Source organism: Nocardia brasiliensis NBRC 14402, from assembly GCF_000308475.2.
GTDB lineage: Bacteria > Actinomycetota > Actinomycetes > Mycobacteriales > Mycobacteriaceae > Nocardia > Nocardia brasiliensis.
In genome coordinates, this window is the sequence record NZ_BAFT02000067.1 from 24,874 (window position 1) to 49,509 (window position 24,636).

Genomic DNA, 24,636 nt, shown 5'->3' on the forward strand with positions numbered 1-24,636 from the left:
TTACGACCCCGGTCACCAAGGAGAAACCCGATGACGACCATCGATCGGCCGGAGCTCGTGGCCGCCGAGCGCACCGTGCGCAGCGGCGAATTCGAGCTCGCCGTCTACGAATACGGTGATCCGGCCGCCGACACCGTGCTCCTCGTGCACGGCTGGCCCGACACCAACCACCTGTGGGACGCGGTGGTGCCGTTGCTGGCCGACCGCTTCCACGTCGTCACCTACGACACCAGGGGACACGGCCGGTCCACCCGGACCAAGCGCACCCAGGATTTCCGGCTCGATCACCTGGCCGCCGACTTCTACGCCGTCGCCGACGCGGTCAGCCCCGACCGGCCGGTGCACGTGCTCGCTCACGACTGGGGCTCGGTCCAGGTGTGGGAGGCGGTCTGCGAACCGCAGGCCGCCACCCGCGTCGCGTCGTTCACCTCGGTGTCGGGGCCGAACCTCGACCACATGGGGCACTGGATGCGCAGTCGGCTGTCCCGGCCGACACCGCGCAACGTCTGGCAGCCGTTCACTCAGCTGCTGTCCTCGGCCTACACCTTCTTCTTCATGACGCCGGGATTGCCGCGGGCGGTCTTCGGCCTGCTCGGCACCGAGCAGCGCTGGCAGCGGATCGTCTCGATCATGAACGAGACCGCGCCCTCGAACGTGAAGCTGGGACCGACGTTCCGGCAGGATTCGGTCGACGGTCTGCTCATCTACCGCGCGAACATCGTGCAGCGCATCCTTTCTCCGCGCGAGCGCCACACCGAGGTGCCGGTGCAGCTGATCGTGGCCGGCCGCGACGTCGCGGTCCGGCCCGCCGGCTACGACGACGAGAACAAGTGGGTGCGACGGTTGTGGCGACGCGACGTGCCCGCCGGACACTGGATGCCGTTCTCGCACCCCGAATTGCTCGCTACCGCGGCGACCGAACTGATCGACACGGTCAACGGCGGTGCCGCGCCGCGCGGTCTGCGCCGTGCCGAAGTCGGCCGCAGCGCACAGCGATTCGAGGATCAGCTGGTGGTCATCACCGGCGGCGGCAGCGGCATCGGCCGCGAGACCGCACTGGCACTCGCACGGCGCGGCGCCGAAATCGTGCTGTCGGACATCAATCTCGTCGCGGCGAAGGAGACCGCGGAGTTGATCGCCGCCGAACGCGGTGTGGCCCATGCCTATCAGCTCGATGTGGCGGACCAGGCCGCAGTGCAGGAGCACGCCGCGGTCGTGCTGGAAACCCATGGCGTGCCGGACATTCTGATCAACAATGCCGGAATCGGCCAGGCGGGCGGGTTCTTCGACACCTCGGCCGCGGAGTTCGACCGTGTCATGCGGATCAACCTCGGCGGCGTGGTGAACGGTTGCCGGGCGTTCGGGTCCGCCATGGCCGAGCGGGGCCTGGGCGGGCACATCGTCAACCTGTCCAGCATGGCGGCCTACAGTCCGCAGCAGAACTTCAGCGCCTACTCCACCAGCAAGTCGGCCGTCTTCATGTTCTCCGACTGCCTGCGCGCGGAACTGGCCGGGCGGGGGATCTCCGTGCACACCATCTGCCCCGGCATCGTGCACACCAATATCGTTGCCAACACCACGTTTTCGGGTGTCAGTGCCGAAGAGGAGAAGCGCAAGCAGGAGAAGTACGACAACCTCTACCGCAAGCGCAGCTACGGGCCGGAGAAGGTGGCCGAGCAGATCGTGCGGGCCGTGGAGAAGGACCGCAGCATCGTCCCGGTGACGCCGGAGGCGCGATTGCAGTACCACTTCAGCAGGCTCGCGCCCGCCGTCGGCCGGTTCGTCGCGGCGCGGGTGAAGCTCACCTAGGTCCGGCGTTTCTCAGGACAGGGTGCGCAGTTCGGCCTCGACGGCCGCGACGCGCTCGGCGTCGACACCCCACGGGTGCTCGACGCCGACCCTGCGGTCCAGATCCCACAGCACGCAGGTCTCGCCGGGCTCGGCCACCAGCGTCCAGGCCACCACGGTGCGACCGAGCTGCTGCCCCATCGAGCCGTGCGCGGGGTTCGGCGGTCCGGCGCCTTCCGGGAAATGGTGCAGAAAGCGTCCGTAGGCGCCGGCGCAGAACGCGGCATAGCGTTCGGTGCACAGGATGAATCCGTGCCACGCCTCGTCGACCGCGTGCGAGGGCATGCCGATCACCTGCCCGTCCCGCATCGCCGCTCCGCAGCAGCGCAACCACTGCCGCAAACCGGTCGCCACCAGTTCGCGTGGCTCCCACGGGCAGGTCTTGAACACGGCATCGGGCAAGTCCAGCGCGGCGACCGCGGCGCCGACCTCGGCCAGGTCGATACCGCGCTGCCGCGATCTGCGAAATCCGAAAGACAGCACAGTTCACTGTACGCAGCAGGCCGGGAACGTTACCGTTCATGAATGAGTGTGCTCGTCGGGCTGATCGTCCTCGGGATGGTCATCTTCCTGCTGGTGATGATCGTCGCGCTGCCGATCATCATCATCCGTGTGGTGCGCAATTCGACTCGGAATGTGCGTGTTCCACCGTTCGGCGTGCAGCGTGGCGGCGACCCGTGGCGACACCGCGGGGGATATGAGAGCTCCGATCCGTTCTGGGCCGCCGGTGCCGCCGGGTTCGCCGGTACCGATGCGGGGAGCAGTTGCGGTGGCGGGTGGGACCCCGGGCACGGCGGTCATCATCACCATCACGGGGGACATCACGACAGCGGGGGAAGCAGTTGTGGTGGGGGTAGCGGCAGCAGCTGCAGCGGCGGCAGCAGCAGTAGCTGTGGTGGTGGCAGCAGTTGCGGGGGCGGCAGCAGCTCCTGACTATTACGCGCTGAGCATAATCACGACCGTCGACTTGACCTCAATAAAGCTCGAGGTTCCAAGCTGGGCTCTGTCGAAACCGGCAGAACAGCGATGGAGGATGTCATGCGGGCCGTGCAAGCAGTGGAATTCGGTGGGCCGGAAGTACTCACGGTGCGTGAGGTGCCAGAGCCCGTCGCCGGACCCGGACAGGTGGTCGTCGAGGTGGCGGCCGCGGACGTGATGTTCCTCGACACCCGGCTGCGCAGCGGTTGGGGCGGCGACTACTTCCAGCTGGAGCCGCCCTATGTGCCCGGCGGCGCGGTGGCCGGCGTCGTGCGCGCAGTCGGCGCCGACGTGGATCCGTACTGGGTCGGGCGGCGGGTCGCCACCGCCACCGCGGCCAGCCGGGTCGGCGGCGGTAAGCCGATCGGCGGGTATGCCGAAAAGGCGCTGGCCAACGTCGATTCGCTCACCGCGGTGCCCGAGGGCTCGAGTTACGCGCAAGCCGTCGCGCTCACCCACGACGGCAGGACCGCGCTCGCGGTGTTCGATCGCGCCGCCGTCCGGCCGGGCGAATGGGTGCTGATCACCGCTGCCGCGGGCGGGCTCGGCACGTTGCTGATCCAGCTGGCCCGGGCCGCGGGCGCGCACGTGATCGCCGCCGCGCGCGGCCGCACCAAACTCGAACTGGCGCAACGGCTCGGCGCCGAAGTAGTGGTCGACTATTCCGAATCCGGCTGGGCAGCCGCCGCCCGCGCGGCCACCGGTGGCACCGGCGTTCAGGTCGTCATGGACGGCGCGGGTGGCGCGCTGGGGGAGGCCGCGCTCACGGCCGTCGCCGCGCACGGCCGGTTCCTCGGATACGGGGGTTCCGCAGGCGGATTCGCGGTCCCCGACGCCGATGTTGTGGCGGCGCACGAGATCACCGTGTACGGCTTGTTCGATCTGACCAACAGCGACACCGACTGGCAGGAACTAGCCGAACGTTCGCTCGCCGAGGCAGCGGCCGGACGGCTGGAAGTGGTGATCGGACAAACGTTTTCGCTCGACGAGGCCGACCGCGCACACGCCGCCATCGAATCGCGGACCGCACTCGGGCGCACGCTGCTGACCATCGAATCCACTGTCTGAGACCGGTCGGTTCGACGGTCTGGCGGGCACCCTGGCTCGGCGCTAGGGTGCCCTGCGTGGAGACTCTGATCGTTGTGGGTGTGGTCGTGCTCGTACTCGCCGTCGTGGTCGCTGTCGTGCAAATAGCCAGCAGACCCCCGTCCGACGGGAACCGTTGGGAGCGGGACGATCCCGACGAGTACGAAGCCGAATGGGACGACCGGCCAGAGGGCTACGCCGAGGACGACGACTACGACGATTACCGCCGCGACTGACCGCGTTCAGCCGACAGGCGTCAGCACCACCACAGCAATAGGCCGCTTCGTCTGCTTCTGGTATTCGGTGTAGCGACCCTGGTTCACCTTGTCCACGAGGGCGAACCGGCGCGCATACTCCGAATCCTCGGGATATGTGGCCCGCGCCGTCACCCGCGTGGTGCGTCGCCCGACCTGAATCTCGCACTCCGGCCGCGCTTTCAGATTCGCCAGCCAGCCCGGCGGGCGCGGCGATCCGCCATTGGATGCCGTGATCAGATAATCCGCACCATCCCGCGCATAGGTCAGCGCCGACGTCCGCGCCTGCCCCGTCTTGCGCCCCACCGTGCGCAGCAGCAAAGTCGGATTCCCGAACAAGATCCGGTGGCCGACCAGCCCGCCACTGTTCTCATACACCCACTGGTGCACCTTCAGCACATTCGCGAACACACCGGCCATGGTCCAACCCTCCATACGGTCGCAGGACACCCCACCCTAACCGCCACCCCAGGTCACACCTACCACCGCGCCGCGCGGATGTGGCTACTCCCTACCGTCACGCTCGCACCGCTCGCCAGCGGTGGCTCGGTTACCGCGTCTTGTCGGGCTACTTCTTGATCTGGTCCAGGGATACACAGCCGTGGAGGCCGAGGACAACCGGCCATTACCGACCCTGCCCCGGCAGTCTCGCGATCATGCAGTCGGACCTACTCCGCGCGTGACACTCGCTACGTTCGGCGCTGTCACCGAGTAGGCCCCCCGTGACGGTGCCAGCGCTCCAGGCTTCGAAAAGTGCAAGCTGGACAGAAGCAGGCTCTGCTCGACGTCGAACCATTCGAAGGTAGTGACCAGGCGGAGGCCGAGACGGCGCGCGAGTTTGAGCGAGCGCTCATTGTCCGACTGGGCTGATATGAAGACCCGTTGATCATCGAGTTCATCGGCGGCAACGCCCAACGCGGCCTCGAAGCCAGTCCCGCGCCCCATGCGTGATGTCGTACCGAATAGCCCAATTCCAGTGCTCCGCCGTCGTCTCTGGCGTGACCGGGGTAGTCGGCCGGGCGACGTTTGAACTCGAAGGTTCTGAGGAGGTCGTCGGTGGCCTTGTCGGCGATGATGATGTGGCCGGGTGAGGTTGTTGCGTTGGCGGGGCAGTCGATCGCGTCGTCACTTATTGCGCCGCTCAGCATCACGGAATCCGAGCCCGTCCTGGTGAGTCGCTGAGCAAGCAATGAAACATCGAGCACCACGGCGACGCTGAGCCCGCGCCGCTGTGGTCGCGTGCGCCGCGGCGTACATTCATCCTCGTGTCGTATGTTGTGTAGCTATCAAGATCTGCGACGTGTCGGGGGATGATCGGAGGGTCCGGGGCAGTGGCGGGAAACGAGCCCGTGTTCGCGCTGGTGCCCGACGGCGTGCAAGACGCAGGCCGCTACGTGCAGCAGACCGCGGCGAACCTGATTTCCGGACTGCGTACCGGTTCGGCCGAGGTCGACGGCTTGATGTCGAGCTGGCGCGGCACCGCGGCTACCGCCTACGCCGCCGCTTGGGACGACACCCATCGCGCCGCCCTGGCCGTGTTCGAAGCGCCGGCCGATATGGCCGAGTTGCTCGGCATGGTGGTCGACCGCAGCCAGGCCACCGATATCGCCACCAGCGCAACCATCAGTTCTCTCGACCTACCGTGACACTCGAAACTCACAGGGGGACAACATGACCGATCAGTACCGTGTCGATCTGGCACACCTCGACGCCGTCACGGCCAAGTTGGGGGGCTTGAACACGTTCGTGGCGGAGTCGTTGCGGGAGGTCACCGAGCGCATCGCGACCGTGCAGCAGAACTGGTCAGGGGAGGCGGCCGACGCGCAGGCTGCCGCGCAACCGAGTGGGATGCCGCGGCGGTCAAGATCCACGAAGGTTTGGACGGAATGAAGCGCGCCGCTGCGGCGGCCCGCGCCTCCTACAACGACGCCACCGCTGCGAATCTGTCCGCGCTCGGCCGGTCAGGCGGGCAGGCCGGTCGGTGACCGGGTTCGTGCTCGACGTCGACACCGCCGTCTACTACGACACCGCCACCAAAATCGCCGCGGGTGCGTCAGCCTGGTGGTCGGCGATCGACGCCCGCTGGCCGGAAATGGCCAAGGCCACCGACATGGCGGGCAGCTACTCCGACGGCAAGGAATGGGGCAAGAGCTACGACACCCGCGCCGCCGACGTGCTGAAAATGGTCACCCACGTTGCCAGCGCCGCTCACGCCTACGCCGTGGTGCTCAACAACATGGGTTACGAGCGCGCGCTGGCCGAGCACGGCGCGACCATCGACGCCGGGCCGGCGCCGGTCAAGCCTCCAGCTCCGATGTACCCGGTGCTGAACTGCCGGGTGCCACTACCGAGCGCGGGCGGACCAGGCCAGGGCTTGATCGATGAGGGTTTGGGTCTGGTGGAGAAGATCGGGCTAACCGTGCCCGACGGCAACGCCACCACCATTTCCAACGCCGCGATCACCTGGGACGCTGCCCGCACCGCCGACGGAGCGGCAGGGTTCCCGGCGATCCTGGAGGCGGCTGCGGTCGCGTTCGCAGATCTGGTCGCGCCGGAGGTCGAGTACATCGATGAGGATCTGCGCGCCCTGAAGGCTGCCGCCGAGGCGGCGCTGACTGCGATGGGCGAGCTTGCCCAGTCCTGCCGAGACCACCGGGCCGCCCTCGATGAGTTGCGGGATCTACTCAAACAGCAGCTCGAGATGGTGCGCGACGCCCTGATTCAAGAGCTGGCGATCACCGCGGCAATCTCGGTCGCCTCGAGCTTCATCACCTTCGGGGCCGGGGCCGCTATCGGGCTGGCCGGGGCCGCGGCCATCTGTGCCCGCTACGCGCGCCCGATGCGCGCGATTATCGAGGCGTGGCAGACCCGCCGCCGGATTGCCGCCGGGGTGAAGTTCGAGCAGGATCTTGCCCGTCACGTCCGCGAATGCGAACGCCTCGAAGACCTCGGACCTGCGGGACGCCTGAAACCCAAGGCCGACCCACCGCCGAAGGTGATCAACGATGCCGACCGCGCCGCGCTCAAGGACTACACCGGGCGAGGCTTCGAGGATCTGAACGAGGGTTTGCGCGCGGGCAACCTCACCCCTGAGCAGGCCGCGAGGGCACGTGACCTCAATGCCGCCCTCGACAAGCTTCCCAATCATGAGGGGCTGGTGACCCGGCGGACCAACCTTCCCGACGACGTGCTGGCTCGCTACCAGCCCGCCGCACCAGGGCAGCCCGCGACCGTTGTGGAGGAAAGCCAATTCCTCTCCACCTCGCGCAACAACCCGAACCCGTTCCCCGGTGACGTAGAGATGCAGATCATTTCCAAAACCGGAAAGGACGTACAGGAATTCAGTGCCGCTGGTCGCCCGCATATCGAGCAAGAGGTGCTGTTTCGCTCGGATACCAAATTCGAAGTGGTCGACCGATTCCCGGACCCGAACAACCCCGCGCGTACCATCATTCAAATGAGGGAAGTCTAGGAGCCGTTATGTCCGAAAGAATTGCCGGAAAAACCTTCACCAACCGCGAAGAGCTCGGCCTACCACCGGCGAGCGACGAAGAAATAGCCGACGCCAAGGCCCAGTTCGCCGCCTTCAACCGCGAAGCCGACGCCCGCCGCGCTGCCGGGACCGCCGACCACATCGAAGAACCCTCCCGTCGGTTCTGGGACGATACCACCGGCACCGAGTACGAGGACCGGTCCGCGGGTCCCCGATGAACGAGACAACCCCCAGCGCCCCGGCCTAGACCGAACACACCGGGCGGGCCGCCTTTGAACGCCGATCGGATGGGTACGGCGCCCGGGGTTCGCTGGTGGAACTCGGCTTCGGCACCACCGCCGGTTCCTCGGGTCAGCCGGTCTCAGTTGCCGGCATCGGTGTCGCGGGTGCATCGAAACTCCCCGCCGTCGATCGTCTCGGCCACGACGCGCACGGCTATCTCGCCGAGGCCGGGACGCATGCCGACCTCGAGGACATCGCTGCCGTGCTGGGCATCCTTCGACTACCCCGAGGCGGCTACCGGTGCGGACTCGTGTGCGTCGCTGAAACCTCTGCCGAGAGCGTGGGGTCCTGCACAACCTCTCGGGACAGACCGGTACGGCCGATCGATACCTCGCAGAGAACGCGGGTCGAAGTGGTGTCCGCCCCACCCGAGCCGGTAGCATCCCCGAAGCTGCGGTACCTACCCGCAGCCCGGGGGCGGTAGCTCAGTCGGTTAGAGCCGTGGACTCATAATCCATTGGTCGTGGGTTCGAGCCCCACCCGCCCCACAAACCCCCTCTGAACAGGGGGTTTTATTTTTTCTGGAGAGGTTTCGATCTAGAACAGCGCTCTTCGACGAATAGATTATGGGCGTACCATCGGGGCATGGGACCGCTTCGTTAGCCGACATCCGGGAGCTGAAGGACGACTTCGCCACCGAACTGCGGCGGAAGAACCGAGCCAAGAAGACCATCGATGTCTACCTCGTGCACATCGGGTACTTCGCCGAGTACCTTATCTCGGAAGCGTTGCCCACTGAGGCGCCGGAGATCACCCGTGACCACATCGGCGGATGCATCGAAACCCTACTGTCCCGAACCAACCGCCGCACCGGCGAGCCACTGTCGCCGCAATACGCACGCAGCCAGTACCGGAGTCTCCAGCAGTTCTTCAAATACCTGACGGCGGAGGAGATCATCGTCTCCGACCCGTTCGACAAGATGAGCCTGCCGGACAAGCTCGTGCCGGTGCCTAGCATCGAGTCGTTGAAGACTCTGCTCGACGGCTGTTCGGGAACCGATTTCGAGTCGCGGCGAGACAACGCGATCATCCGGCTGTTCGCCGATACCGGTTGCCGCTGTGGAGAAGTCGCGAACCTCGAGGTCGATGATCTGGATTTCGAAGAGGACACAGTGTTGGTCATCGGGAAGGGAGGCAGGCCGCGGTCGTCTCCGTTCGGAGACAAGACCAGGATCGCTCTGCGCCGATACCTACGCACCCGCAGCCAGCACACGTTCGCCAAGAAGAGCGAACGGCTCTGGCTCGGCCGGCAAGGGCCGATGACCGATCACGGTATCCGGCAGATGCTCGAACGCCGCGCGCAGGCGGTTGGAATCGAGCACATCCATCCGCACATGCTCCGACATTGGTTTGCCCACAACTGGCTCGCCAACGGCGGCCAGGAGCAAGACCTGATGATGCTGGCGGGGTGGCGATCGCGGCAGATGCTCGACCGCTACGGCAAATCAGTGGCCGACGAACGAGCGAAGTCAGCTCACCGTCGGGCACGGCTCGGCGACAAGCTGTAGCCCGCGTCCAAGCGGGTCGGCTCGAGCGCATGGTGCCGCTTGGCCTGTAGCGTCGTCGCCGTGGGTGGAAATCGACTCGTTCTTGAGGCTCAGGCGCTGGCGCAAAAGCTCCTGGCAGATCAGTTACCTAAACGTTGGAAGCACGTCTCTGGTGTGGCTCGGCAGGGAGCGGCGATTGCGCCGGCGTTCGGCACCGACGGTGACACTCTTGTCGCAGCGTGCTGGCTCCATGACATCGGCTATGCGCCGGATATCGCGACGACGGGCTTCCATCCGCTCGACGGTGCCGAGTATCTGACCGAGAAAGGGTGGGATCCACGGATCTGCGCCCTGGTCGCTCGGCATTCGTGCGCGATCCGAGAGGCACGGCTTCGGTCGCTGGAGGCGGAACTTGCGCAGTTCCCGGACGAGGAGTCGCCTCTACGAGATGCCCTCTGGTACTGCGATATGACGACCGATCCGCGCGGGAAGGAACTGCCGGTCGATGCACGCCTGTCCGAGATCCTCGCTCGATACGGCGAGGGGAGTGTGGTGTTCGCATTCATTCAGGAAGCACGACCGGAGCTTCTTGCCGCGGTCGAGCGAACTGAGGTTCTGACTGGCCGCTGCGTTCAACCGATGTAGGGCTGATCGAGTTCGGCGAATCCATGGTCTATCCGGAGTCGAATCGATGGATGGATCTCCAGCTCATCGAGTTCGCTCTTCGCGACCCATCGCACTGCGGGAGACTCTGGACTGGTATGTAGTTGCCCGCCTACCGGCTCGGCTCGGAAGCAGATGGAAAATTGCTGACGGACTTCGCCATCCGTGTACGCCATGACGTGACGAGGATCTGTATAGAGGCCAACGAGCCCGGTCACGCGAATGCTGATTCCGGTCTCCTCGAGAGTCTCCCGCACCGCGGTTTCCGCGATGAACTCGCCGAAGTCTTGCCCGCCGCCGGGGATTGCCCAAAGCCCGTTGTCGCTGCGTTGGATCATCAGCACCTGGCCGCCCTTGTTCTGGACGAAGGCGGTCGCCGCCACCACAATGCTGTTCGGCTGAGGGGCGTTCGGGTCGTCGTAGTACTCGGTACGGGACATGATTCACGCATCCGTATCGTCTCGTGGCGGCCTATACGGCTTCGAGCCTCGCCAGACATCGTTGAAGCTCTGGGTGTAGACATCGAAAAGGCTACCTTCGGACAGCTGCCGGATGTGCATGGCGGGTGCGTGTGGCGCCATGCGGCCGTGCACGTGCATGTTGACGATCGGGACTGCCCCTGGGTGTGTGGCGCGGGTTGTTAGTGATCTTGGCGGTGAGGTTGTCGATTGCTGTGAGGAGTCCGTCCTTCGGAGCAGTCGCTGCGGGCGCGATGCAATGCCGCGGCCGAGCACTAGTAGACGAGGCCGATCAGCATCCCGAGCCGCGTGGGCCGATCAGTCGAGTCTGTTGCGATTCTGGTCGAGGACATCAGATTCCCGTGGAACTGACCAGTTGGGCGGTGCACAGCTTCCACTCGGTCCCGTTGCGGAGCAGGGAGAAGAACGCGACCTGGGATGAGTCACCGGCGGGATCGCCGTCTACTCCGACCACCACTCGAGCGAAGGTGTAAGAGCTTCCCCCTTCCACGGTTGTGAAGTGGAAATCGGAGATCGACTTCACTCGGATCTGCGCATTCTGACTGTCGACCAGTAGCCCCTTGTTGTCGCCGACGTACAGCCGTCCAGCAAGTTCGCCGCACGTAACGCGGCCTAGTGCCTCGAAATCGTTGGCGTTGTACAGATCGGCCGCCGACTTCACCGATTGCTCCACTTGCGCAGCGCCTGGGACCTTCGAGCCTTGCCCGGCTTCGTCCGAAGCGTCATTGGGCGAAGTGTCACGGAGGAGAAGCATGACGGTGATCGCAACGACGAGGGCTATCACCGCCGCCAGGACTAGCCATGGCGTGAATATTCGCTTCTGTTTGTACAGGTCAGTCATCGGCAGGCCCCTTTTTGTCACCGGAAAGAATGGATATCAGTAGCCAGGCGGCGCCGACCGGTCCAGCGATGCACAGTATCCAGTCGTACCATCGTGGGTCACCGGTGATAACTTCCCAACATGATGGCAAACTCAGAAAAAGGTACAAGGCTGGCAGGATGAACTGCTGCCAGGCTGGCCGCGCCTGCGGTCTGTACATACAGCTCCTTCAGTCGCAGTTGTCGTATTTCCATACGTTGTCATCGTATATCCATAGCCTTGAGTAGCCGCTGATCGACGGTACGCTCATGTTGTCGAAGGTAACGGAAACTGTTGCCCTACCCGGAGCGCGCCCCACAATCTTGTATTCGAAGTTCGTGGTTGAGGGTACGTCGCCGATCAGGGCCGGGACCGACTTTTGATATTCCTCGAAAGAGAGCGCGTTCTTACACCGTTGCGACCTGTAGTCGTATGCAGCCACATAGTCATGCGATAGTACCGCCCGATACATTCCGACCACAGAGGATCCCAGATCGGAACGGTCGATATCTTTTCCGTCGCTGCCGCACGCGGCGGTGGCCGCCAGGATGATTGCTGCAGTGCCGGCCGCGGTGACGATTGGGGCGGTGCGGCGAAACCGCCGGGAATCGCTGTGACTGTTCATAACGTACATCCTGGCCATGGCTCGCAGGGGTGGGGTTTGCTCGGCTTGGGGGTCGGAGGCGGGGTTGGCTCGACTGTCGGAGGCTGCGCCGGCGGGGGCGTGACAGGCGGAGTAGGTGCTGGGGCCTGGGTGGCGGTGGGCGGGTTCGTAGTACCCGTTCCCTCCTGCCCGGCGGGGCTATTGCCCGAATTTCCGCTGCCGCCCGGTTGCTGCCCGCCATTACCTTGCCCGCTGCCGCCGGGGCCCGGGCTCTCTTTATCGCCGCCACCTCCGGAATCTCCACCGCCGCCGGATCCGAACATATCGTCGATGAAATCACCGCAGGTCTTCAGGACCGTGGCGATGCCTGCAATCTCCAGAACCAGACTGAGTAGCCAGTTCTGGCTTTTGAGAATGGTCCATATCGCCCGCGGATTCGGATTTGCTTCGATCTTCTCTATGAGTTCGGCAATGCGGTGCGCATATTGAGGGTTCTTTATTGCGATGGTGTTCAGAATTTTCAGTAGTGCTCCGGCTTTGAGGATAGGGAGGAGCGCCGCTGCGATCGAGGCCACGCAGACGGTACCCTTCCATGCGCATTGCCACCACCGGCATCCGACCATCATGTATTCACCATCGGCAAGTCGCACCGGGAGCATCGAGCGACTGAACCCGGGCCCGGAAAGCTCATCGATCGAAAGTTCAGAGGGGGTTCCCGGCGGGTCCTGCGTGACGCCTGGCTGCGGGGGCGGCACGTCTTCTCGCGCCGGCGTGGGAGTGAACGCTGTGGTCGGAGTCGATGCGGCTGGATTCTGTCCAGGAACAGGTTCGTTGCCCGGCCGCACCGGGGGTGTGTCTCCCGGAACCGGGACGATGGGTGTGCCGTTGCCGGGCCCGACCGGTGGGGGCGTGAGTGCGCCCGCGCGGGACCCGCCGCCGGTGCCGGGCTGGTTCGGCGTCCAGGTCGGCAGCGGTGGTTGTGTAGGTGGGGTGGGGGGTTGTGAGGGTTCGGGGACATCGACACAGGGCCAGCCCGGGTGCATCTGCTGCCACTGCTCACACGGAATATAGGGGCCCGCCTGCGCGGCGGGTATGCCTGGTTCGACGACGGTGGCCACCGTCAACCCCGCCAGTAGCGCCCCAGCCACGGCGATGACGACACCGCTGCGGCGCCACGTTCTCCACTGCCCCCGGTCTCGCCGGGGCGTGTCCGTTTGGTTCATACGACGTTCACGCTCCGGAACGGGTGTGGGTGTCGGGTTTGCGCGGCTCACAGGTACACCGGGTCGCCGTAAACGGTGACGGTGTTGTCCGCGGCCGGGGTGGAGATACGCGCGGTCGCGAACGACCGCAAACTCACCGGGCCCATGCACGCGTCGATCTTGACCTCGACTCCTTCAGCGGTGATCGACGCCCGCGGCCCGGCCAGGGGTTTGGTCCCGAAGTCGATGGTCGCGATCGAGCCCGGCTTCAGGGTGGTGGAGATGTTCGGTGACACCGACGCGTTCGCACCGAGGCTGACACTGGGTGGGTAAGAAATGTTGAGCGAGGCGTTCGGTCCGACCGAGACCCCCATGCCCAGAGTCAGGCCGGTGGACACATCGACTTGGCAGCCGATCTGATACCCCAACCCCAACGACCCGGCCGATATCGGCGCCGACCCCGCACCGCTGACCTCGACGACCGCCTTCAGACTGACGAACCCCTCACGGGTGAACATCGTCGCGGCCAGATTCGGAACCCGATCCAGATTCTCACCGGTCTTCGCCACCGCAAGGCTCCACCCGTCATCGGTGACGGTCTCGCGATACTTGTCCGCTATCGGGTCCGCGCCCGCCGCACCCGCACCCCACACCCCGGCCAGCAACACCGTGCCCACGGCGGCAGCACAGGACGCTGTCTGCAAGGTCCTCCCCACAACCTTCTCCTCCCACAATCACAGCGAACTATCAGCTATCTGTGCATGCAGGGTGACACGACACCTCCCACGCCAGACAAGCGTTTGTGACCGCAGTCATAAACCGGCCGCCTAAGCGGCGCGGATCACAATCGCGGCCGGTGCTGGCGAAACCGGCCGGGGCTCTTACCGATTCACGACACAAGCGCCTGCGGACGGGCTCAAGACCTGGGCTACCGTGCCCAAACCGTTATGCACCCACCAGCGGGCAACAGGCTCCCCTTCGGGCCAGCTCGGGGTCACGGTAGAACCGGCGATGAGCCGAGGGAATGCAGACCACTCGAATACGAGCCCTTGCCAGTACCGGCTGCCGACCCGGCCACGGGCGGGCGCGGTTGTCGTACCGGCGTGCGGCCGAGCTGTTCGAGACGCACGCCAGCGGTTACGACGACGGCCCGTACACGTTGCATCAGCTGCGTCATTCCCGGCTGAAGCACGCCACGGAGGAGGGCGAGTCGACGCCGGCGCTGATGAAGTTGTCCGGGCATACCTCGGTGCGCAGCCTCGCGAAATACGCGAGGGTGTCCGACGAGGGGCGGCGGCGTTATCAGGCCGACAGCGATCCGGCCGCGCGTCGCCGCTCGGGCATGTCGGCAGACGGCATCGCCAGAAGTCTGAGTAGTCAGGGGGATGTCGAGGCCGGGCTCGTAGACTAATAGATTATGCTGAAATGCTCTCTGACATGTAGGTTCTTCGCAGGTCGGCACAGCGCCAAGAGTGATTGATCTCATAATCCATTGGTCGTGGGTTCGAGCCCCACCCGCCCCACAAACCCCCGCAGACTGCGGTGTTTCGGTTGCCGGAGCCGAACGCCGAGTGCACGAGTCAGGCCGACCGTTGGCAGAGCAGGCGACCGACGAGACGATTCTCCCGCCGAGCGGGCAAGGGCACGCGAAGGATGGGGTGCTGCGCCGACGGCGGATCTTCTGGCTGCTTTCGGTAGCTGCGCTATTGATCGTCGACCTCGCGGCAGTTCCTGCGATCCACCGTTCCGATCGCTTCTATCGGTTTCAGGAGTTCCGCCTGATCTTGGGCACCGGCGCAGCATAGGTCGATGCTCACAGGATGAGCGCGAGCTTGCCGGTGGGATCCGCTGCGGCGGCCGGGCGAATTAGTCCATCCGGTCGTAGCGGATCTCGACGGTGATCAGGACGCCGAACTCGGCCGCGGCGGCGTAGTCCGAGATGCTGAATGCTGTTGTCGCCCATGCGATGTTTCGCTGCGCTGCCCGGGGTCTGGCGGGTCGACGGAACATCATCGGTCCGCCGACACCAGAACCCCCTCATTTCCCCCGGGCCCGACTTCTCGTGTGAGAGCAGCCACGTCTAGATTAACATGAACATGAATCGCATTCAGGTTTTTGGCGTGTGAAGATGGCACGCATGGCCAGCGAATTCCCGCATCGCCGGCGCGAGCCGGTCCAGGAGCGCAGCCGCGAGCGCGTCGAGCGGCTACTGCGCGCAGCCAAGGACCTCCTCGACGAACACGGTGCGGAGGCTGTCACCACCCGCACCATCGCCGAACGTGCCCAACTGCCCGTTGCCACGCTCTATCAGTACTTCGCCAATCGTGAAGCAGTGCTGGGCGAATTGGCTTTGCGCATCATGGATCGTCTCGACGAGGAACTGCCGCAACGTCTGGCCGCGCTTTCGGCCGGCACCCTCGCGGAGATGGTGCACCAGCTGATGGAGCTGCACCGCCAGCTCTACCGCAACGCCTACCCGGAGTTGGTAACGATCTACCACCAGGGCCGGCTGACCGGCGAGCTCCCCGACGCCGTCCCGCACCGGCAGCGCTTCGCCGCCATGGTCCACCAGGCGATGATCACGAGGGGGCTGCTTCCTGCGAGCACCGATGTGCTGGTCACCGAGCTGGCCGTCGAACTCGGCGACCGCGTGGTGGAACTCGCCCACCGCCGCGCCCCGGGCGGGGATCCGGCCGTCATCGCCGAGGGGGTCCTCGCCATCACCCGATACCTGCAAGCGCACGCCGAGAACGTCAACTGATGACGTGCTCCAGCCTCGTCGGGCACAACGCCCCGATCTTGTGCAGGCTCGTCAGGCCGGCTGCGTGTCCGGCCGGAGCTCCGCGAACACGACAACGGTCTTGTCGGAGATGTGGTTCAACCTGGTCTTTGGCACCGGCGCCGCATAGGTCGATGCTCACAGGATGAGCACGAGTTTGCCGCCGGGGTGGCGGGATCGGCTGAGTTCGGCTGCATCCTGGATCTGGCTGAGGGGGTAGGTGCGGGCGATCGGGACGGACAGGATGCCGTCGCCGGCGAGCCGGGCGAATTCGTCCATCCGGTCGTAGCGGATCTCGGTGGTGATCCGGACGCCCAACTCGGCTGCGGCGGCGAAGTCCGAGACGGTGAGGACACGGTCGGGGTCGCCGGTCAGCTCGATCAGGGTCGGTAGTGCGCCGCCGGCCGGGCTGGGCTGGTCGGCACGGTCGATCCGGCCACCGGTCGGCGCCGTGTCCAGGGCGCGGTCGACGTGGCCGCCGGCCAGTGTGCGGACGCGGTCGGCCATACCCGCGCCGTAAGCGGTTACCTGGGCGCCGATCTCGTCCAAGGCTGCTGCTCTGGTCGGCCCGGCGGTGGCGATCACCCGAATGCCCCGGTGCCGCGCGAACCGCACTGCCGCTTCGCCGACGGTGCTGCCCGCGCCGTGGACGAGCAGCAGCTCGCCCGGCTGAACCCCGAGGTCGTCGAGTGCGCGCCAGGCTGTCTCGGCCGCCATCGGGAGTGCGGCGGCCTGCTCGGTGGTGACGTTGTCCGGAATGTGTGCCCAGGCAGGCATCAGCGCGTACTCGGCAGCCCCGGCAGTCGGTCCGTCGAAGGTGGCCGGGCCGAATACTCGGTCACCGATCCGGACGCCGGTGACGCCGGCACCGAGCGTGTCGACCGTGCCCGCGACCTCCAAGCCGAGTCCGCGCGGTGGTGGCGGCAATTGATCGGCGAAGAGGCCATCGACGAGGTGCCAGTCGGCCGGTGTCAGGCCGCACGCGCGCACGGCGATCCGGATCTGGCCGGGTCCCGGCTCCGGCTGCGGGACGTCGCGCAGCACGATCGCGTCCGGGGACCCGAACCAGTCGAATTGAAGGGCTTGCATGGCTTCCTCCCAAGTGATGACAGCATCTGTTGTCATCGAAGGTAGCACCATGACAACAGATGTTGTCGTACGCTGAGCGGTATGCCGAGATGGGAATCCGACGCACGTGGTCGACTCGAACGCGCGGCGCTCGAGCTGTTCGAAGCGCAGGGATTCGAGCGCACCTCGGTTGCGCAGATCGCGCACGCCGCCGATCTCAAGGAGCGCTCTTTCTACCGCTACTTCCCCGACAAGCGTGAAGTGCTCTTCGCCGGCGACGAACTCGAAGAACACCTCGTCGCCCAGCTGGCCGCGACCGACCCGGACCTCGCCCCGATCGAGGCACTACTCGCCGCACTGGCAGCCGCTGAACAGATCTTTCGCCCACGCGAGTTCCTGTTGCGCCGGGCCAGAGTGATCGCCGCCAGCCCGGCACTGGCCGAGCGTGAGCTCGTCAAGCTGGCCTCCATCGCCGACGCGCTCACGCCGGCGCTGGAGCGCCGCGGCGTCGATCCCGGCCGCGCGCGCTTGATCATCGACGTGGTGCTGGCGATCCACCGGCACGCGATGCCCCGCTGGCTGGCCGAGCCGGACACCACCCTTGCCCAGCTCATGACCGAGGCCGCCGCCGAGCTACGCGAAACCGTCCTGGCGCAGGCTCCGCGGGAGATCTAGCCGATCCCGTTCGGGCGCACCGTGATCGAAGATCGAGCACCTATCTTCGCGCGGGGCCGCCCGGGCGTCCGGGGCGGATCCAATGAGATGCCATGCCGACCGGATGTGCAGCGGGCACAGTGCGCGCGGTGCGGGAGCTGATGCTCGATCGGCTCACCGCCACCGACCAGCAAGCTCTCACCTGCATCGCGGCCAAGCTGCGCGTGCTACCGCAAGACCTGGCCTGACCTTCAGGGAGCTGTCGCCGGTCACCCTGTGCCATTGAATGGTTCGCCTGAGTACGTGGGCGCAGGGGTTCAGTCGATGCGCGGTTCGGCGCCAAACGTGGCCAGTGCCGACGTGCTGGTGCCGATGTTGGCGATGAGGGTGCGTGGTTCGGTGAAGAGCCCAGGGTCGTCTTCCCACTCCTGGGTAGACCACAGAACACCAGTCGCGCCACGCCGATGCCCATGGGCCGAGCCTATCGGGCCCGCTTGGGTGAGACTGGGGGCGTGGCTGCTGAACTGCGTTCTCTCACTGTCGATATCGATACCGGACGGTGGCGGGACACCGTGCTCACGGAGGTGGATCTGCGGGTGCGCGACGGGCAGGTCACTGTGTTGCTGGGCGGGCCGGGGGATGGGAAGACGATGGTTGCGTATGCGTTGACCGGGCGGTTGCCGGAGTCGGCGCGGACCACCGGGGAGGTGCTGGTCGAGGGGCGGGTCGGTTACGTTCCACAGGACGGTATCGATGCGTTTGCCAGGGATCGGTCGGTTGGTGCGCAACTGCAGGAGTTGGCATCGGGAAACGGAACCTGGACGGTCGAACGCGCCTGCGCCGCCGCGCATTATCCGTCCGAAGCGCTGGATCTGTTGCCGCAGCACAACTCTGCCGGTCAGATTCAACGTGCGGCAGTCGCCGCCGCGCTGCTCACCGACCCGGACGTGCTGATCGCGGACAGTCCGACCGCCTCCCTGGATCAAGGCACGGCTTTCGGTGTGTGGAAGTCGATCCGGGAGTACGCGGACGCCGGCGCGGCGGTGCTCGTGATCACGCACGACCTGCTCTTGCTCACCGCGACCGGTTACGCCGACCAGCTGGTGATCATGAGCAAAGGGCAGGTCGTGACGGCGGGAAGCATGAATGATCTGAAGACATCGGATGATTCGCGGGTGCGAAGGTATTTCCAAGGTTGAGCGCGGGGACCCGGCGGTATCCGGTCATTCCGGACCGGAATTTCGATCTACCTACGCTGAGCTGCTGTTTCGGCAAGCAAGCGGGCTCCCGGCCTTGGCCGGACCGCGCCACCCGCGGTGATGATGACAACGTCACCGGCGAGGAGCAGGGGTCGGTGATCGAGGCGCCGCAGGTGGAGGGGACCAGCGGCGTTTCTGAACTACACAGGGCGGAGCGTGGCGAGATGGGTTGCCGCGGCTTCGGTTTCGTGCGCACCGAGGCGACGGTAGATATCGATCGCCTGGCGCAGCAGTGTCGCCGCGGTGGTGGTGTCGCCCAGGGCGGTGTGGCAGCGAGCGGTCCCGGCCAGGGCGTGCGCCTGCTGGATGTCGCAATCGATGGCACGAGCCACGGTCAGCGCTTCGACGAACATCGTCAGCGCATCGGCAGGCGCTCCAGACGTCAGCAGCACCTTCGCGGTGTTGTTCAGTGCCTCGGCTTCTTTGGCGCGGTAACCGATCTGACGGAACAGGGTAAGGGCTTGCCGGGAGAGTTCGGCGGCCCGCGGGTGATCGCCGGTGTCGCGGTGCACGAGACCGAGATTGGCGAGCGCCTCGGCTTCACCGATGCGATAGCCGGTGTCCCGGAACACGATCAAGGCTTGCCGGGAGCGGGCTGCCGCCTGCTCGTAGTTCCCGGTTTCCCGGTGCACCGTGGCCAGATAGTTGAGGTTCACGGCTTCGCCGATGCGGTGGCCGATTTCGCGGGACACGACCAGCGCCTGCTGCAGCACTGCGGTGGCCTGCGCATGCTCGCCGGTGTCGCGGTGGACGAGACCGAGGTTGCCGAGGGCGTTGGCTTCGCCGCGGCGATGGCCGATCTCCTGGAACAGTGTTGTCGCGTGCCGAAACAGGTCCGCGGCCTGCCGATAGTCCCCGATCTCGCGGCGCACGCTGCCGAGGAAGCCGAGCGCGTTGGCTTCGCCGAGCGGATAGCCCGCCTCCTGGAACAGGGCCAGTGCCTGTTCGAGCAGGTGGGTGGCTTGTTCGTAGTCGCCGTTGTCGCGGCGGACGCCGCCGAGGCTGGCGAGGGTGTTGGCTTCGCCGAGGGGAAAGCCGATGTCCCGGTACAGATCCAGAGCTTGTTCGAGCAGGTGGGTGGCTTGTTCGTAGTCGCCGTTGTCGCGGCGGACGCCGCCGAGGCCGGCCAGGGTGTTGGCCTCGCCGAGCGGGTAGCCCGCTTCCTGATACAGGGTGAGGGCCTGCCGGAACAGATCGGCCGTCCGGTCGTAGTTGCCGGTCTGCCACTGCACGATGCCGAGGTTGCGCAGCGCGTCCGCCGCACCGAGCGCGTAACCCGTCTCCCGATACAAAACCAAGGCTTGCCGGAGCAGGTCCGAGGCTTCGTCGTAATTCCCGGTCTGCCATTCGAGCGTGCCGAGGTTGGTGAGCGCGTCGGCGCGGCCGAGCCGGTTACCCAGCCGGCCCGCGGCCGCGGCGGCGCGCTGGTGCAACTGCCGCGCCGATGGCCACGGACCTTCGCGCTCCAACAATTCCGCCAGCACTTCGGTCAGTCCGACCATGCGCGCGGGATCGCGATCGGCGGTGTGGTCGAGGCAGGCGAGCAGGTTGGCCCGCTCCTGCCGCAGCCACGCCAGCGCGGGCATCTCGTTGTCGAATTCGGGTATGGCACAGGCGTTGTCGGCGCGGTCACGGCACGGCCTGCGGGTGAGCCAGTGGTCCGCGGCTGCGGCGGCAGTCCGGTAGTAGTCGAGCAGTCGGTGCATCGCATCGGCGTCGTCGCCGGACGAAACCGCAAGGGCGCGAGCGTATTCGCGCACCAGATCGTGCAGGCAGTAGCGGCCGGGTGTCGTCTCCTCGACGAGATGGCAGGTAAACAGCGCCTCGAGTTCGGCGCGCGCCTCGGCGAGCGAACTGCCGTGCAGGGCAGCGACGGCGTAGGGATCGAAATCGGGGCCGGGGTGCAGTCCCAGCCTGCGGAACAGTTGTCGCCGGGCCGGCGGCAGGCTCTCGTACGAGGCGGTGAACGCGGCGCGCACCGCGCGCTGACCGGCGTCGAGTTCACCGAGCCGATCCTGTGCGGTGCGGAACTCCGCGGCCAGACCGGCCAGCGTCCACGCCGGATGATGGGCGAGGCGACCGGCCAGCAGCACGATCGCCAGCGGCAGGTAGCCGCACAACCGGACGATCTCGGCGACGGCCGCGAGCTCGTCGCCCGTCGGATTCCGTTGTGCCAGACGGCAGAACAGGTCGATCGCACTGTCCGGTTCCAGGGTGCCCAGCGGTAGCGGGAGCGCGCTGTCCAGCGCGACGAGCCGGCGGCGGCTGGTGATCAAGGTGAGGCATTCGGGCCCCGCGGGCAGCAGGGGTTCGATCTGAGCGTGGTCGCGGGCGTCGTCGAGGACCAGCAGCATGCGCTTACCGGCGACCCGGTCGCGCCACAGGTCGCGCCGCGCGTCGAGGGAGTCCGGAATATGCCCCGGGGCGATGCCGAGACCGGTGAGCAGGGTGGCCAGCACGGCCGCCGGATCGGCGGGCACCTGACCGGGAGTGTGCGAATTCAGCTCGACGAAGAACCTGCCGTCCGGAAACCGGTCCGACAGCAGGTGCGCCGCTCGGACGACCAGCGCGGTTTTCCCGACGCCCGGCATGCCGTCGACGGTGTGGATGGACACGACCCGATTCGGTCCCGCGGCGTCCAGGATCCGCTGCACCTCGGCATCGCGCCCGACGAACGTAGGGACGTCGCGGCGCAGCGTAGTCAGCACGGTAGGGCGCACCGGCTGCGTGCTGGCCGCTTTCCACAGCCGCCGCCAGGCCGATCGGTTCGACAGGTCCGGCGGTAGGGGGCCGGCGGTCTGCCGGGCCAGTGAAATCAACGTGACCAGCACCGGATCCAGCGATTCGAAACGAGAGGGCACATTGCGTCCGGTCCGCCAGTCGCTGATGCGCTGCATCGAGGGCCGCTGACCGGGTGCCGTCGCGCGAGCGGCTTTCAACCGGGCTTCGGTCGCGGTCGCGACCCGCTGCAAGGTGGGATTGCCTGCGGCTTCCCACAAGTGCGCCAACCTGGTCACGAAGAGCGCCCGGGGTGATGCGTCTTCGTCACGACCTCCGTTCCGACCGGTCTCACTAATCATGGCGTGCACACCAACAGACGATAGGGGTCACCGCCGCCGGCGGTCGCGCGCGTCTTCCTCCGGCGAAGTGGAGTTCGAATACAATTTCGCCGGGCACCTGCGGTTATCCGGCGGACCGGACCGTCGACAAACGGTGACAGGAGAAACGTTCGTGCATCGATCTCGTGCACTGACCGGTACGCCCTCGCGGTGGTAGTGAGCATCGCCGTCGCGGTCGCCACGGTGGGAGCCGCCGGTCCGGCCGGCGCGCGGCCCGCGTTCCGGGACCAGACGTTTCGGTCCGAGTTCAGTAGGGCTCGGCTTACCGAAGTCGCCGCCGGGACAGCCCACCGCTGCGGGCTATTACCGGTCTTGGGTCTGGAGGGCGCGGGTTACCAAGGTGGCCAGTCGGTGGGCGTCGGCGGGGGTGGTGGGGGTGCGGGTGAGCAGGGCGCGGAAGTGGAGGGGGGCGATGAGTAGTTCGAGGGCTTGGCGGGCGTCGGTGCCGGCGGGGAGTTCGCCGCGGTCGACGGCGCGGGTGATGAGGGGGCGGATCTTGCTGAATCTGTTCGCCCAGAAGGTGTTTCGGGCGGCTTCGATTTCGGGGGAGTCGCTGATCAAGGCCATGGATCTGGCGAGTGCGCCGCCGAGCGGGGTGGCGAGGTAGTCGGCGAGTTCGATGGCGAAAGCGGTCAGGTCGCCGTGCAGGGTGCCGGTGTCCGGCGGCGGCAACGTCTCCTCGCTGTAGGCGAGCAAGGCCTCCACGATCAAGTTCTCCCGGGTGCCCCAGCGTCGGTAGATCGAGGAGTCGCGCACCGCGGCGCGCCGGGCGATATCGGGGATGCCGACTCGCTAATGCGCTCCGGTTTCGGCCCGCAGAAATCCAAACACTTCCGCACCTCGATGTCCGATATCGCGGTGACCGACGCCACCGTGCTCGACCGCATCGCTGACCTGACCGCGAGTGTGCAGGTCAACGGGAAAACCGTGGCGCGCACGAGCACTCGCGCCATGCGATACTCGGTGCCCGAAGCCATCGCGCACGCCTCGAGGGACGAGCAACTCTTCCCGGGAGAACTGATCGCGACGGGGACGCTACCCGGAGGCAGCGGCATGGAACTGGGACAGTGGCTGCGACCGGGCGACCGGCTGCGCCTGGAGATCGATGAGGTCGGCGTGATCGAACATCACATCGGAGAGGCGAACCACTGATATGCGCATCACACAGGTTGCCGACTCCGTCTACGTCGTGGCGGGTACCAACGTCAACTGGTCGTTGGTGACCGACGGCTCCGGCGTCACCCTCGTCGACGCCGGGTACCCGCGGGATACCGACGACGTGCTCGACTCCATTCGGCAGATCGGCCACGACCTCGGCGATCTGGCGGCGGTCCTGGTCACGCACGCACATCTCGACCACATCGGCGCGATTCCGGCGCTGGTGCGTCGCACGGGCGTCCCCGTGTACACCGGTGCGGCGGAAGCGGCGCATGCGCGGCGTGAGTACCTGGAGCAGGTCACGCCGGTCGAGATGGTCGGTCTGTTGCGCGCGCCGGGCGGGCCACGCTGGGTCGCGCAGACCGTGCGGGCGGTGGTCGGGCACATCAAAATGAAAGTTCCGACCGCCACCGCCTACGACGACGACACCCTGCGCGCACTGCCGGGTGGGTTCACCGCCGTACCGACGCCGGGTCACACCACCGGACACACCGCCTACTTGCTGCCCGATCAGCAGATCCTGTTCAGCGGCGACGCCCTCGTCACCGGCCACCCGCTGCTCGCCACCGTCGGCCCGCAGCTGCTGCCCACCGTCTTCAACCACGACGAAGACCTCACCCGCCGCACGGCGCAATCCCTGCTCGACCCCGCGCCCCGCCTGATCGTCCCCGGTCACGGTGAGCCCGAGAAGCCGGGTGCCGCCTAGCCGGTAATCTGGCCGTTCATCGAAATCGAGGAGTGTGGGTGTTCAAGGTCAACGAGTACTTCGACGGCACGGTCAAGTCGCTGGCGTTCGAGGCGGCGGACGGGCCCGCGACCATCGGAGTGATGGCGGCTGGGGAGTACCAGTTCGGGACCGCGCAGCGGGAGATCATGCACGTGGTTTCGGGCGCGTTGACCGTCAAGCTGCCCGGCGCCGACGAGTTCGTGACCTACTCGGCCGGTGAGCGGTTCGAGGTGCCCGCAGACAGCAAGTTCGACGTCCAGGTGGCGGTCGATACGGCGTATCTGTGCGAGTACCGCTGACGTAGCCGCTCCCGCTTCTTGGTGCAGATGTGCGGCTTTCGCGTGTCGACACGGGCCTATCTGTCGCTTGGTTTGCTTGCGTTCGGGCTTGTCGGCTGGCTGCCGAAGTGTGACTTGCTCAGGTTGGTGTGCCTGCCGCGGGAGTTACGTGGATGGTGCTGGGCGCGTCAGGTGGGGTTCCCGGCTTTAGGCGCATGTCGGGTGCGTGAAGGTGGAGTTCCGGCGTGGTCATCTGGCTGTGGTGCTGTTTTCGAGAGTTCCTTGACGAGGTAAACAGCGGTTTCGGGTGGGTGGGGTTGTGGCTCGGCGTGTTTTGCTGGGTGAGTCGCGGGGTCACA

General features: G+C 66.4%; 30 protein-coding genes and 1 tRNA gene. 20 read left to right on the forward strand and 11 right to left on the reverse strand.

Going from position 1 to position 24,636, the window contains the following annotated elements; translation table 11 throughout:
• Window positions 1-30: 30 nt before the first annotated feature.
• Complete coding sequence (locus TY25_RS24340) at window positions 31-1,809, forward strand: SDR family oxidoreductase (RefSeq protein WP_042259577.1); 1,779 nt, start codon at window positions 31-33, stop codon at window positions 1,807-1,809.
• A gap of 12 nt (window positions 1,810-1,821) precedes the next feature.
• Here TY25_RS24340 and TY25_RS24345 read toward each other — a convergent pair whose 3' ends face one another.
• Window positions 1,822-2,331, reverse strand: a complete 510-nt coding sequence (locus TY25_RS24345) for a UCP032817 domain-containing protein (protein ID WP_042259580.1) — start codon at window positions 2,329-2,331, stop codon at window positions 1,822-1,824.
• 42 nt (window positions 2,332-2,373) lie between these two features.
• Here TY25_RS24345 and TY25_RS43540 point away from each other — a divergent pair, with 42 nt between their 5' ends.
• The 3 genes from TY25_RS43540 (at window position 2,374) to TY25_RS24355 (ending at window position 4,148) form a co-directional block, all read left to right on the forward strand.
• On the forward strand, window positions 2,374-2,781 hold the full coding sequence (locus tag TY25_RS43540) for a hypothetical protein (protein WP_081869071.1): 408 nt from the start codon (window positions 2,374-2,376) through the stop codon (window positions 2,779-2,781).
• 105 nt (window positions 2,782-2,886) lie between these two features.
• Window positions 2,887-3,894, forward strand: coding sequence for a zinc-binding dehydrogenase (locus TY25_RS24350; protein WP_042259690.1), 1,008 nt, complete (start codon window positions 2,887-2,889; stop codon window positions 3,892-3,894).
• A gap of 56 nt (window positions 3,895-3,950) precedes the next feature.
• A complete protein-coding gene (locus TY25_RS24355; RefSeq protein ID WP_146154049.1) occupies window positions 3,951-4,148 on the forward strand; it encodes a hypothetical protein in 198 nt (65 codons plus the stop codon).
• A 6-nt stretch (window positions 4,149-4,154) separates the two neighbouring features.
• On the opposite strand, the gene TY25_RS24360 is transcribed toward TY25_RS24355, so the two are convergent.
• A complete protein-coding gene (locus TY25_RS24360; protein WP_014982846.1) occupies window positions 4,155-4,586 on the reverse strand; it encodes a nitroreductase family deazaflavin-dependent oxidoreductase in 432 nt (143 codons plus the stop codon).
• A 911-nt stretch (window positions 4,587-5,497) separates the two neighbouring features.
• Here TY25_RS24360 and TY25_RS24370 point away from each other — a divergent pair.
• From TY25_RS24370 to TY25_RS24400, 7 genes are all read left to right on the forward strand, one after another.
• Window positions 5,498-5,812 carry a WXG100 family type VII secretion target gene (locus TY25_RS24370; RefSeq protein WP_042259583.1) on the forward strand — a complete coding sequence of 105 codons (315 nt, stop codon included), beginning with the start codon at window positions 5,498-5,500 and terminating at the stop codon, window positions 5,810-5,812.
• Between the two features lie 25 nt (window positions 5,813-5,837).
• Complete coding sequence (locus TY25_RS24375) at window positions 5,838-6,056, forward strand: hypothetical protein (protein WP_042259585.1); 219 nt, start codon at window positions 5,838-5,840, stop codon at window positions 6,054-6,056.
• Between the two features lie 91 nt (window positions 6,057-6,147).
• A complete protein-coding gene (locus TY25_RS40735) occupies window positions 6,148-7,638 on the forward strand; it encodes an ADP-ribosyltransferase (RefSeq protein ID WP_052383164.1) in 1,491 nt (496 codons plus the stop codon).
• Between the two features lie 8 nt (window positions 7,639-7,646).
• The gene (locus tag TY25_RS24385; protein WP_042259587.1) at window positions 7,647-7,877 is read left to right on the forward strand and encodes a hypothetical protein; all 231 of its coding nucleotides are present in this window, start codon (window positions 7,647-7,649) and stop codon (window positions 7,875-7,877) included.
• Window positions 7,878-8,355: 478 nt separating this feature from the next.
• Window positions 8,356-8,429, forward strand: a tRNA-Ile gene (locus TY25_RS24390).
• Window positions 8,430-8,507: 78 nt separating this feature from the next.
• Window positions 8,508-9,449, forward strand: a complete 942-nt coding sequence (locus TY25_RS24395; protein WP_042259589.1) for a tyrosine-type recombinase/integrase — start codon at window positions 8,508-8,510, stop codon at window positions 9,447-9,449.
• A 60-nt stretch (window positions 9,450-9,509) separates the two neighbouring features.
• A complete protein-coding gene (locus tag TY25_RS24400) occupies window positions 9,510-10,073 on the forward strand; it encodes an HD domain-containing protein (RefSeq protein ID WP_081869082.1) in 564 nt (187 codons plus the stop codon).
• On the opposite strand, the gene TY25_RS24405 is transcribed toward TY25_RS24400, so the two are convergent.
• The 5 genes from TY25_RS24405 to TY25_RS24420 all read right to left on the reverse strand — a co-directional run bounded on the left by TY25_RS24405 (window position 10,061) and on the right by TY25_RS24420 (window position 13,951).
• On the reverse strand, window positions 10,061-10,531 hold the full coding sequence (locus tag TY25_RS24405) for an NUDIX hydrolase (protein ID WP_042259591.1): 471 nt from the start codon (window positions 10,529-10,531) through the stop codon (window positions 10,061-10,063). The genes TY25_RS24400 and TY25_RS24405 overlap by 13 nt on opposite strands.
• Before the next feature lie 370 nt (window positions 10,532-10,901).
• Window positions 10,902-11,411: an Rv0361 family membrane protein gene (locus tag TY25_RS24410; protein WP_042259593.1), complete on the reverse strand. Its 510-nt coding sequence runs from the start codon at window positions 11,409-11,411 to the stop codon at window positions 10,902-10,904.
• Window positions 11,412-11,619: 208 nt separating this feature from the next.
• The gene (locus tag TY25_RS24415) at window positions 11,620-12,054 is read right to left on the reverse strand and encodes a hypothetical protein (RefSeq protein WP_146154048.1); all 435 of its coding nucleotides are present in this window, start codon (window positions 12,052-12,054) and stop codon (window positions 11,620-11,622) included.
• Window positions 12,051-12,692 (reverse strand): hypothetical protein, encoded by a 642-nt coding sequence (locus TY25_RS42850; RefSeq protein WP_146154047.1) that lies wholly within the window; start codon window positions 12,690-12,692, stop codon window positions 12,051-12,053. The genes TY25_RS24415 and TY25_RS42850 overlap by 4 nt, the downstream gene beginning before the upstream one ends.
• A 611-nt stretch (window positions 12,693-13,303) precedes the next feature.
• Window positions 13,304-13,951, reverse strand: a complete 648-nt coding sequence (locus TY25_RS24420) for an MspA family porin (protein ID WP_042259596.1) — start codon at window positions 13,949-13,951, stop codon at window positions 13,304-13,306.
• A gap of 308 nt (window positions 13,952-14,259) precedes the next feature.
• Here TY25_RS24420 and TY25_RS24425 point away from each other — a divergent pair, with 308 nt between their 5' ends.
• Window positions 14,260-14,646, forward strand: a complete 387-nt coding sequence (locus TY25_RS24425; protein ID WP_081869073.1) for a tyrosine-type recombinase/integrase — start codon at window positions 14,260-14,262, stop codon at window positions 14,644-14,646.
• Window positions 14,647-14,827: 181 nt separating this feature from the next.
• On the forward strand, window positions 14,828-15,040 hold the full coding sequence (locus TY25_RS24430; RefSeq protein ID WP_146154046.1) for a hypothetical protein: 213 nt from the start codon (window positions 14,828-14,830) through the stop codon (window positions 15,038-15,040).
• A 61-nt stretch (window positions 15,041-15,101) separates the two neighbouring features.
• Here TY25_RS24430 and TY25_RS42855 read toward each other — a convergent pair whose 3' ends face one another.
• Window positions 15,102-15,248 carry a hypothetical protein gene (locus TY25_RS42855; protein WP_172595776.1) on the reverse strand — a complete coding sequence of 49 codons (147 nt, stop codon included), beginning with the start codon at window positions 15,246-15,248 and terminating at the stop codon, window positions 15,102-15,104.
• Between the two features lie 124 nt (window positions 15,249-15,372).
• Here TY25_RS42855 and TY25_RS24435 point away from each other — a divergent pair, with 124 nt between their 5' ends.
• Window positions 15,373-15,996: a TetR/AcrR family transcriptional regulator gene (locus TY25_RS24435; RefSeq protein WP_042259601.1), complete on the forward strand. Its 624-nt coding sequence runs from the start codon at window positions 15,373-15,375 to the stop codon at window positions 15,994-15,996.
• 156 nt (window positions 15,997-16,152) lie between these two features.
• Here TY25_RS24435 and TY25_RS24440 read toward each other — a convergent pair whose 3' ends face one another.
• Window positions 16,153-17,139: an NADP-dependent oxidoreductase gene (locus TY25_RS24440; protein ID WP_226887461.1), complete on the reverse strand. Its 987-nt coding sequence runs from the start codon at window positions 17,137-17,139 to the stop codon at window positions 16,153-16,155.
• A 45-nt stretch (window positions 17,140-17,184) separates the two neighbouring features.
• On the opposite strand from TY25_RS24440, the gene TY25_RS24445 reads away from it, so the two are divergent.
• From TY25_RS24445 to TY25_RS24450, 3 genes are all read left to right on the forward strand, one after another.
• Window positions 17,185-17,757 carry a TetR/AcrR family transcriptional regulator gene (locus TY25_RS24445; protein WP_042259606.1) on the forward strand — a complete coding sequence of 191 codons (573 nt, stop codon included), beginning with the start codon at window positions 17,185-17,187 and terminating at the stop codon, window positions 17,755-17,757.
• Between the two features lie 92 nt (window positions 17,758-17,849).
• Window positions 17,850-17,984 carry a hypothetical protein gene (locus tag TY25_RS44490; protein ID WP_256656727.1) on the forward strand — a complete coding sequence of 45 codons (135 nt, stop codon included), beginning with the start codon at window positions 17,850-17,852 and terminating at the stop codon, window positions 17,982-17,984.
• A gap of 264 nt (window positions 17,985-18,248) precedes the next feature.
• Window positions 18,249-18,935, forward strand: a complete 687-nt coding sequence (locus TY25_RS24450) for an ATP-binding cassette domain-containing protein (RefSeq protein ID WP_042259609.1) — start codon at window positions 18,249-18,251, stop codon at window positions 18,933-18,935.
• 200 nt (window positions 18,936-19,135) lie between these two features.
• Here TY25_RS24450 and TY25_RS24455 read toward each other — a convergent pair whose 3' ends face one another.
• Together TY25_RS24455 and TY25_RS24460 are read right to left on the reverse strand one after the other, a co-directional pair.
• On the reverse strand, window positions 19,136-22,012 hold the full coding sequence (locus tag TY25_RS24455; RefSeq protein WP_052383165.1) for a tetratricopeptide repeat protein: 2,877 nt from the start codon (window positions 22,010-22,012) through the stop codon (window positions 19,136-19,138).
• Between the two features lie 405 nt (window positions 22,013-22,417).
• The gene (locus tag TY25_RS24460; protein WP_236639142.1) at window positions 22,418-22,870 is read right to left on the reverse strand and encodes a TetR-like C-terminal domain-containing protein; all 453 of its coding nucleotides are present in this window, start codon (window positions 22,868-22,870) and stop codon (window positions 22,418-22,420) included.
• Between the two features lie 39 nt (window positions 22,871-22,909).
• Between TY25_RS24460 and TY25_RS24465 the strand changes: the two genes are divergently transcribed.
• Genes TY25_RS24465 through ppnP form a run of 3 tightly spaced genes read left to right on the forward strand, consistent with a single transcriptional unit; the run spans window position 22,910 to window position 24,298 of the window.
• Window positions 22,910-23,266 (forward strand): fumarylacetoacetate hydrolase family protein, encoded by a 357-nt coding sequence (locus tag TY25_RS24465; protein WP_342448142.1) that lies wholly within the window; start codon window positions 22,910-22,912, stop codon window positions 23,264-23,266.
• Between the two features lies 1 nt (window position 23,267).
• Window positions 23,268-23,978, forward strand: coding sequence for an MBL fold metallo-hydrolase (locus TY25_RS24470; RefSeq protein WP_042259610.1), 711 nt, complete (start codon window positions 23,268-23,270; stop codon window positions 23,976-23,978).
• 38 nt (window positions 23,979-24,016) lie between these two features.
• Window positions 24,017-24,298 (forward strand): pyrimidine/purine nucleoside phosphorylase, encoded by a 282-nt coding sequence (gene ppnP, locus TY25_RS24475; protein WP_042259707.1) that lies wholly within the window; start codon window positions 24,017-24,019, stop codon window positions 24,296-24,298.
• Window positions 24,299-24,636: the final 338 nt, after the last annotated feature.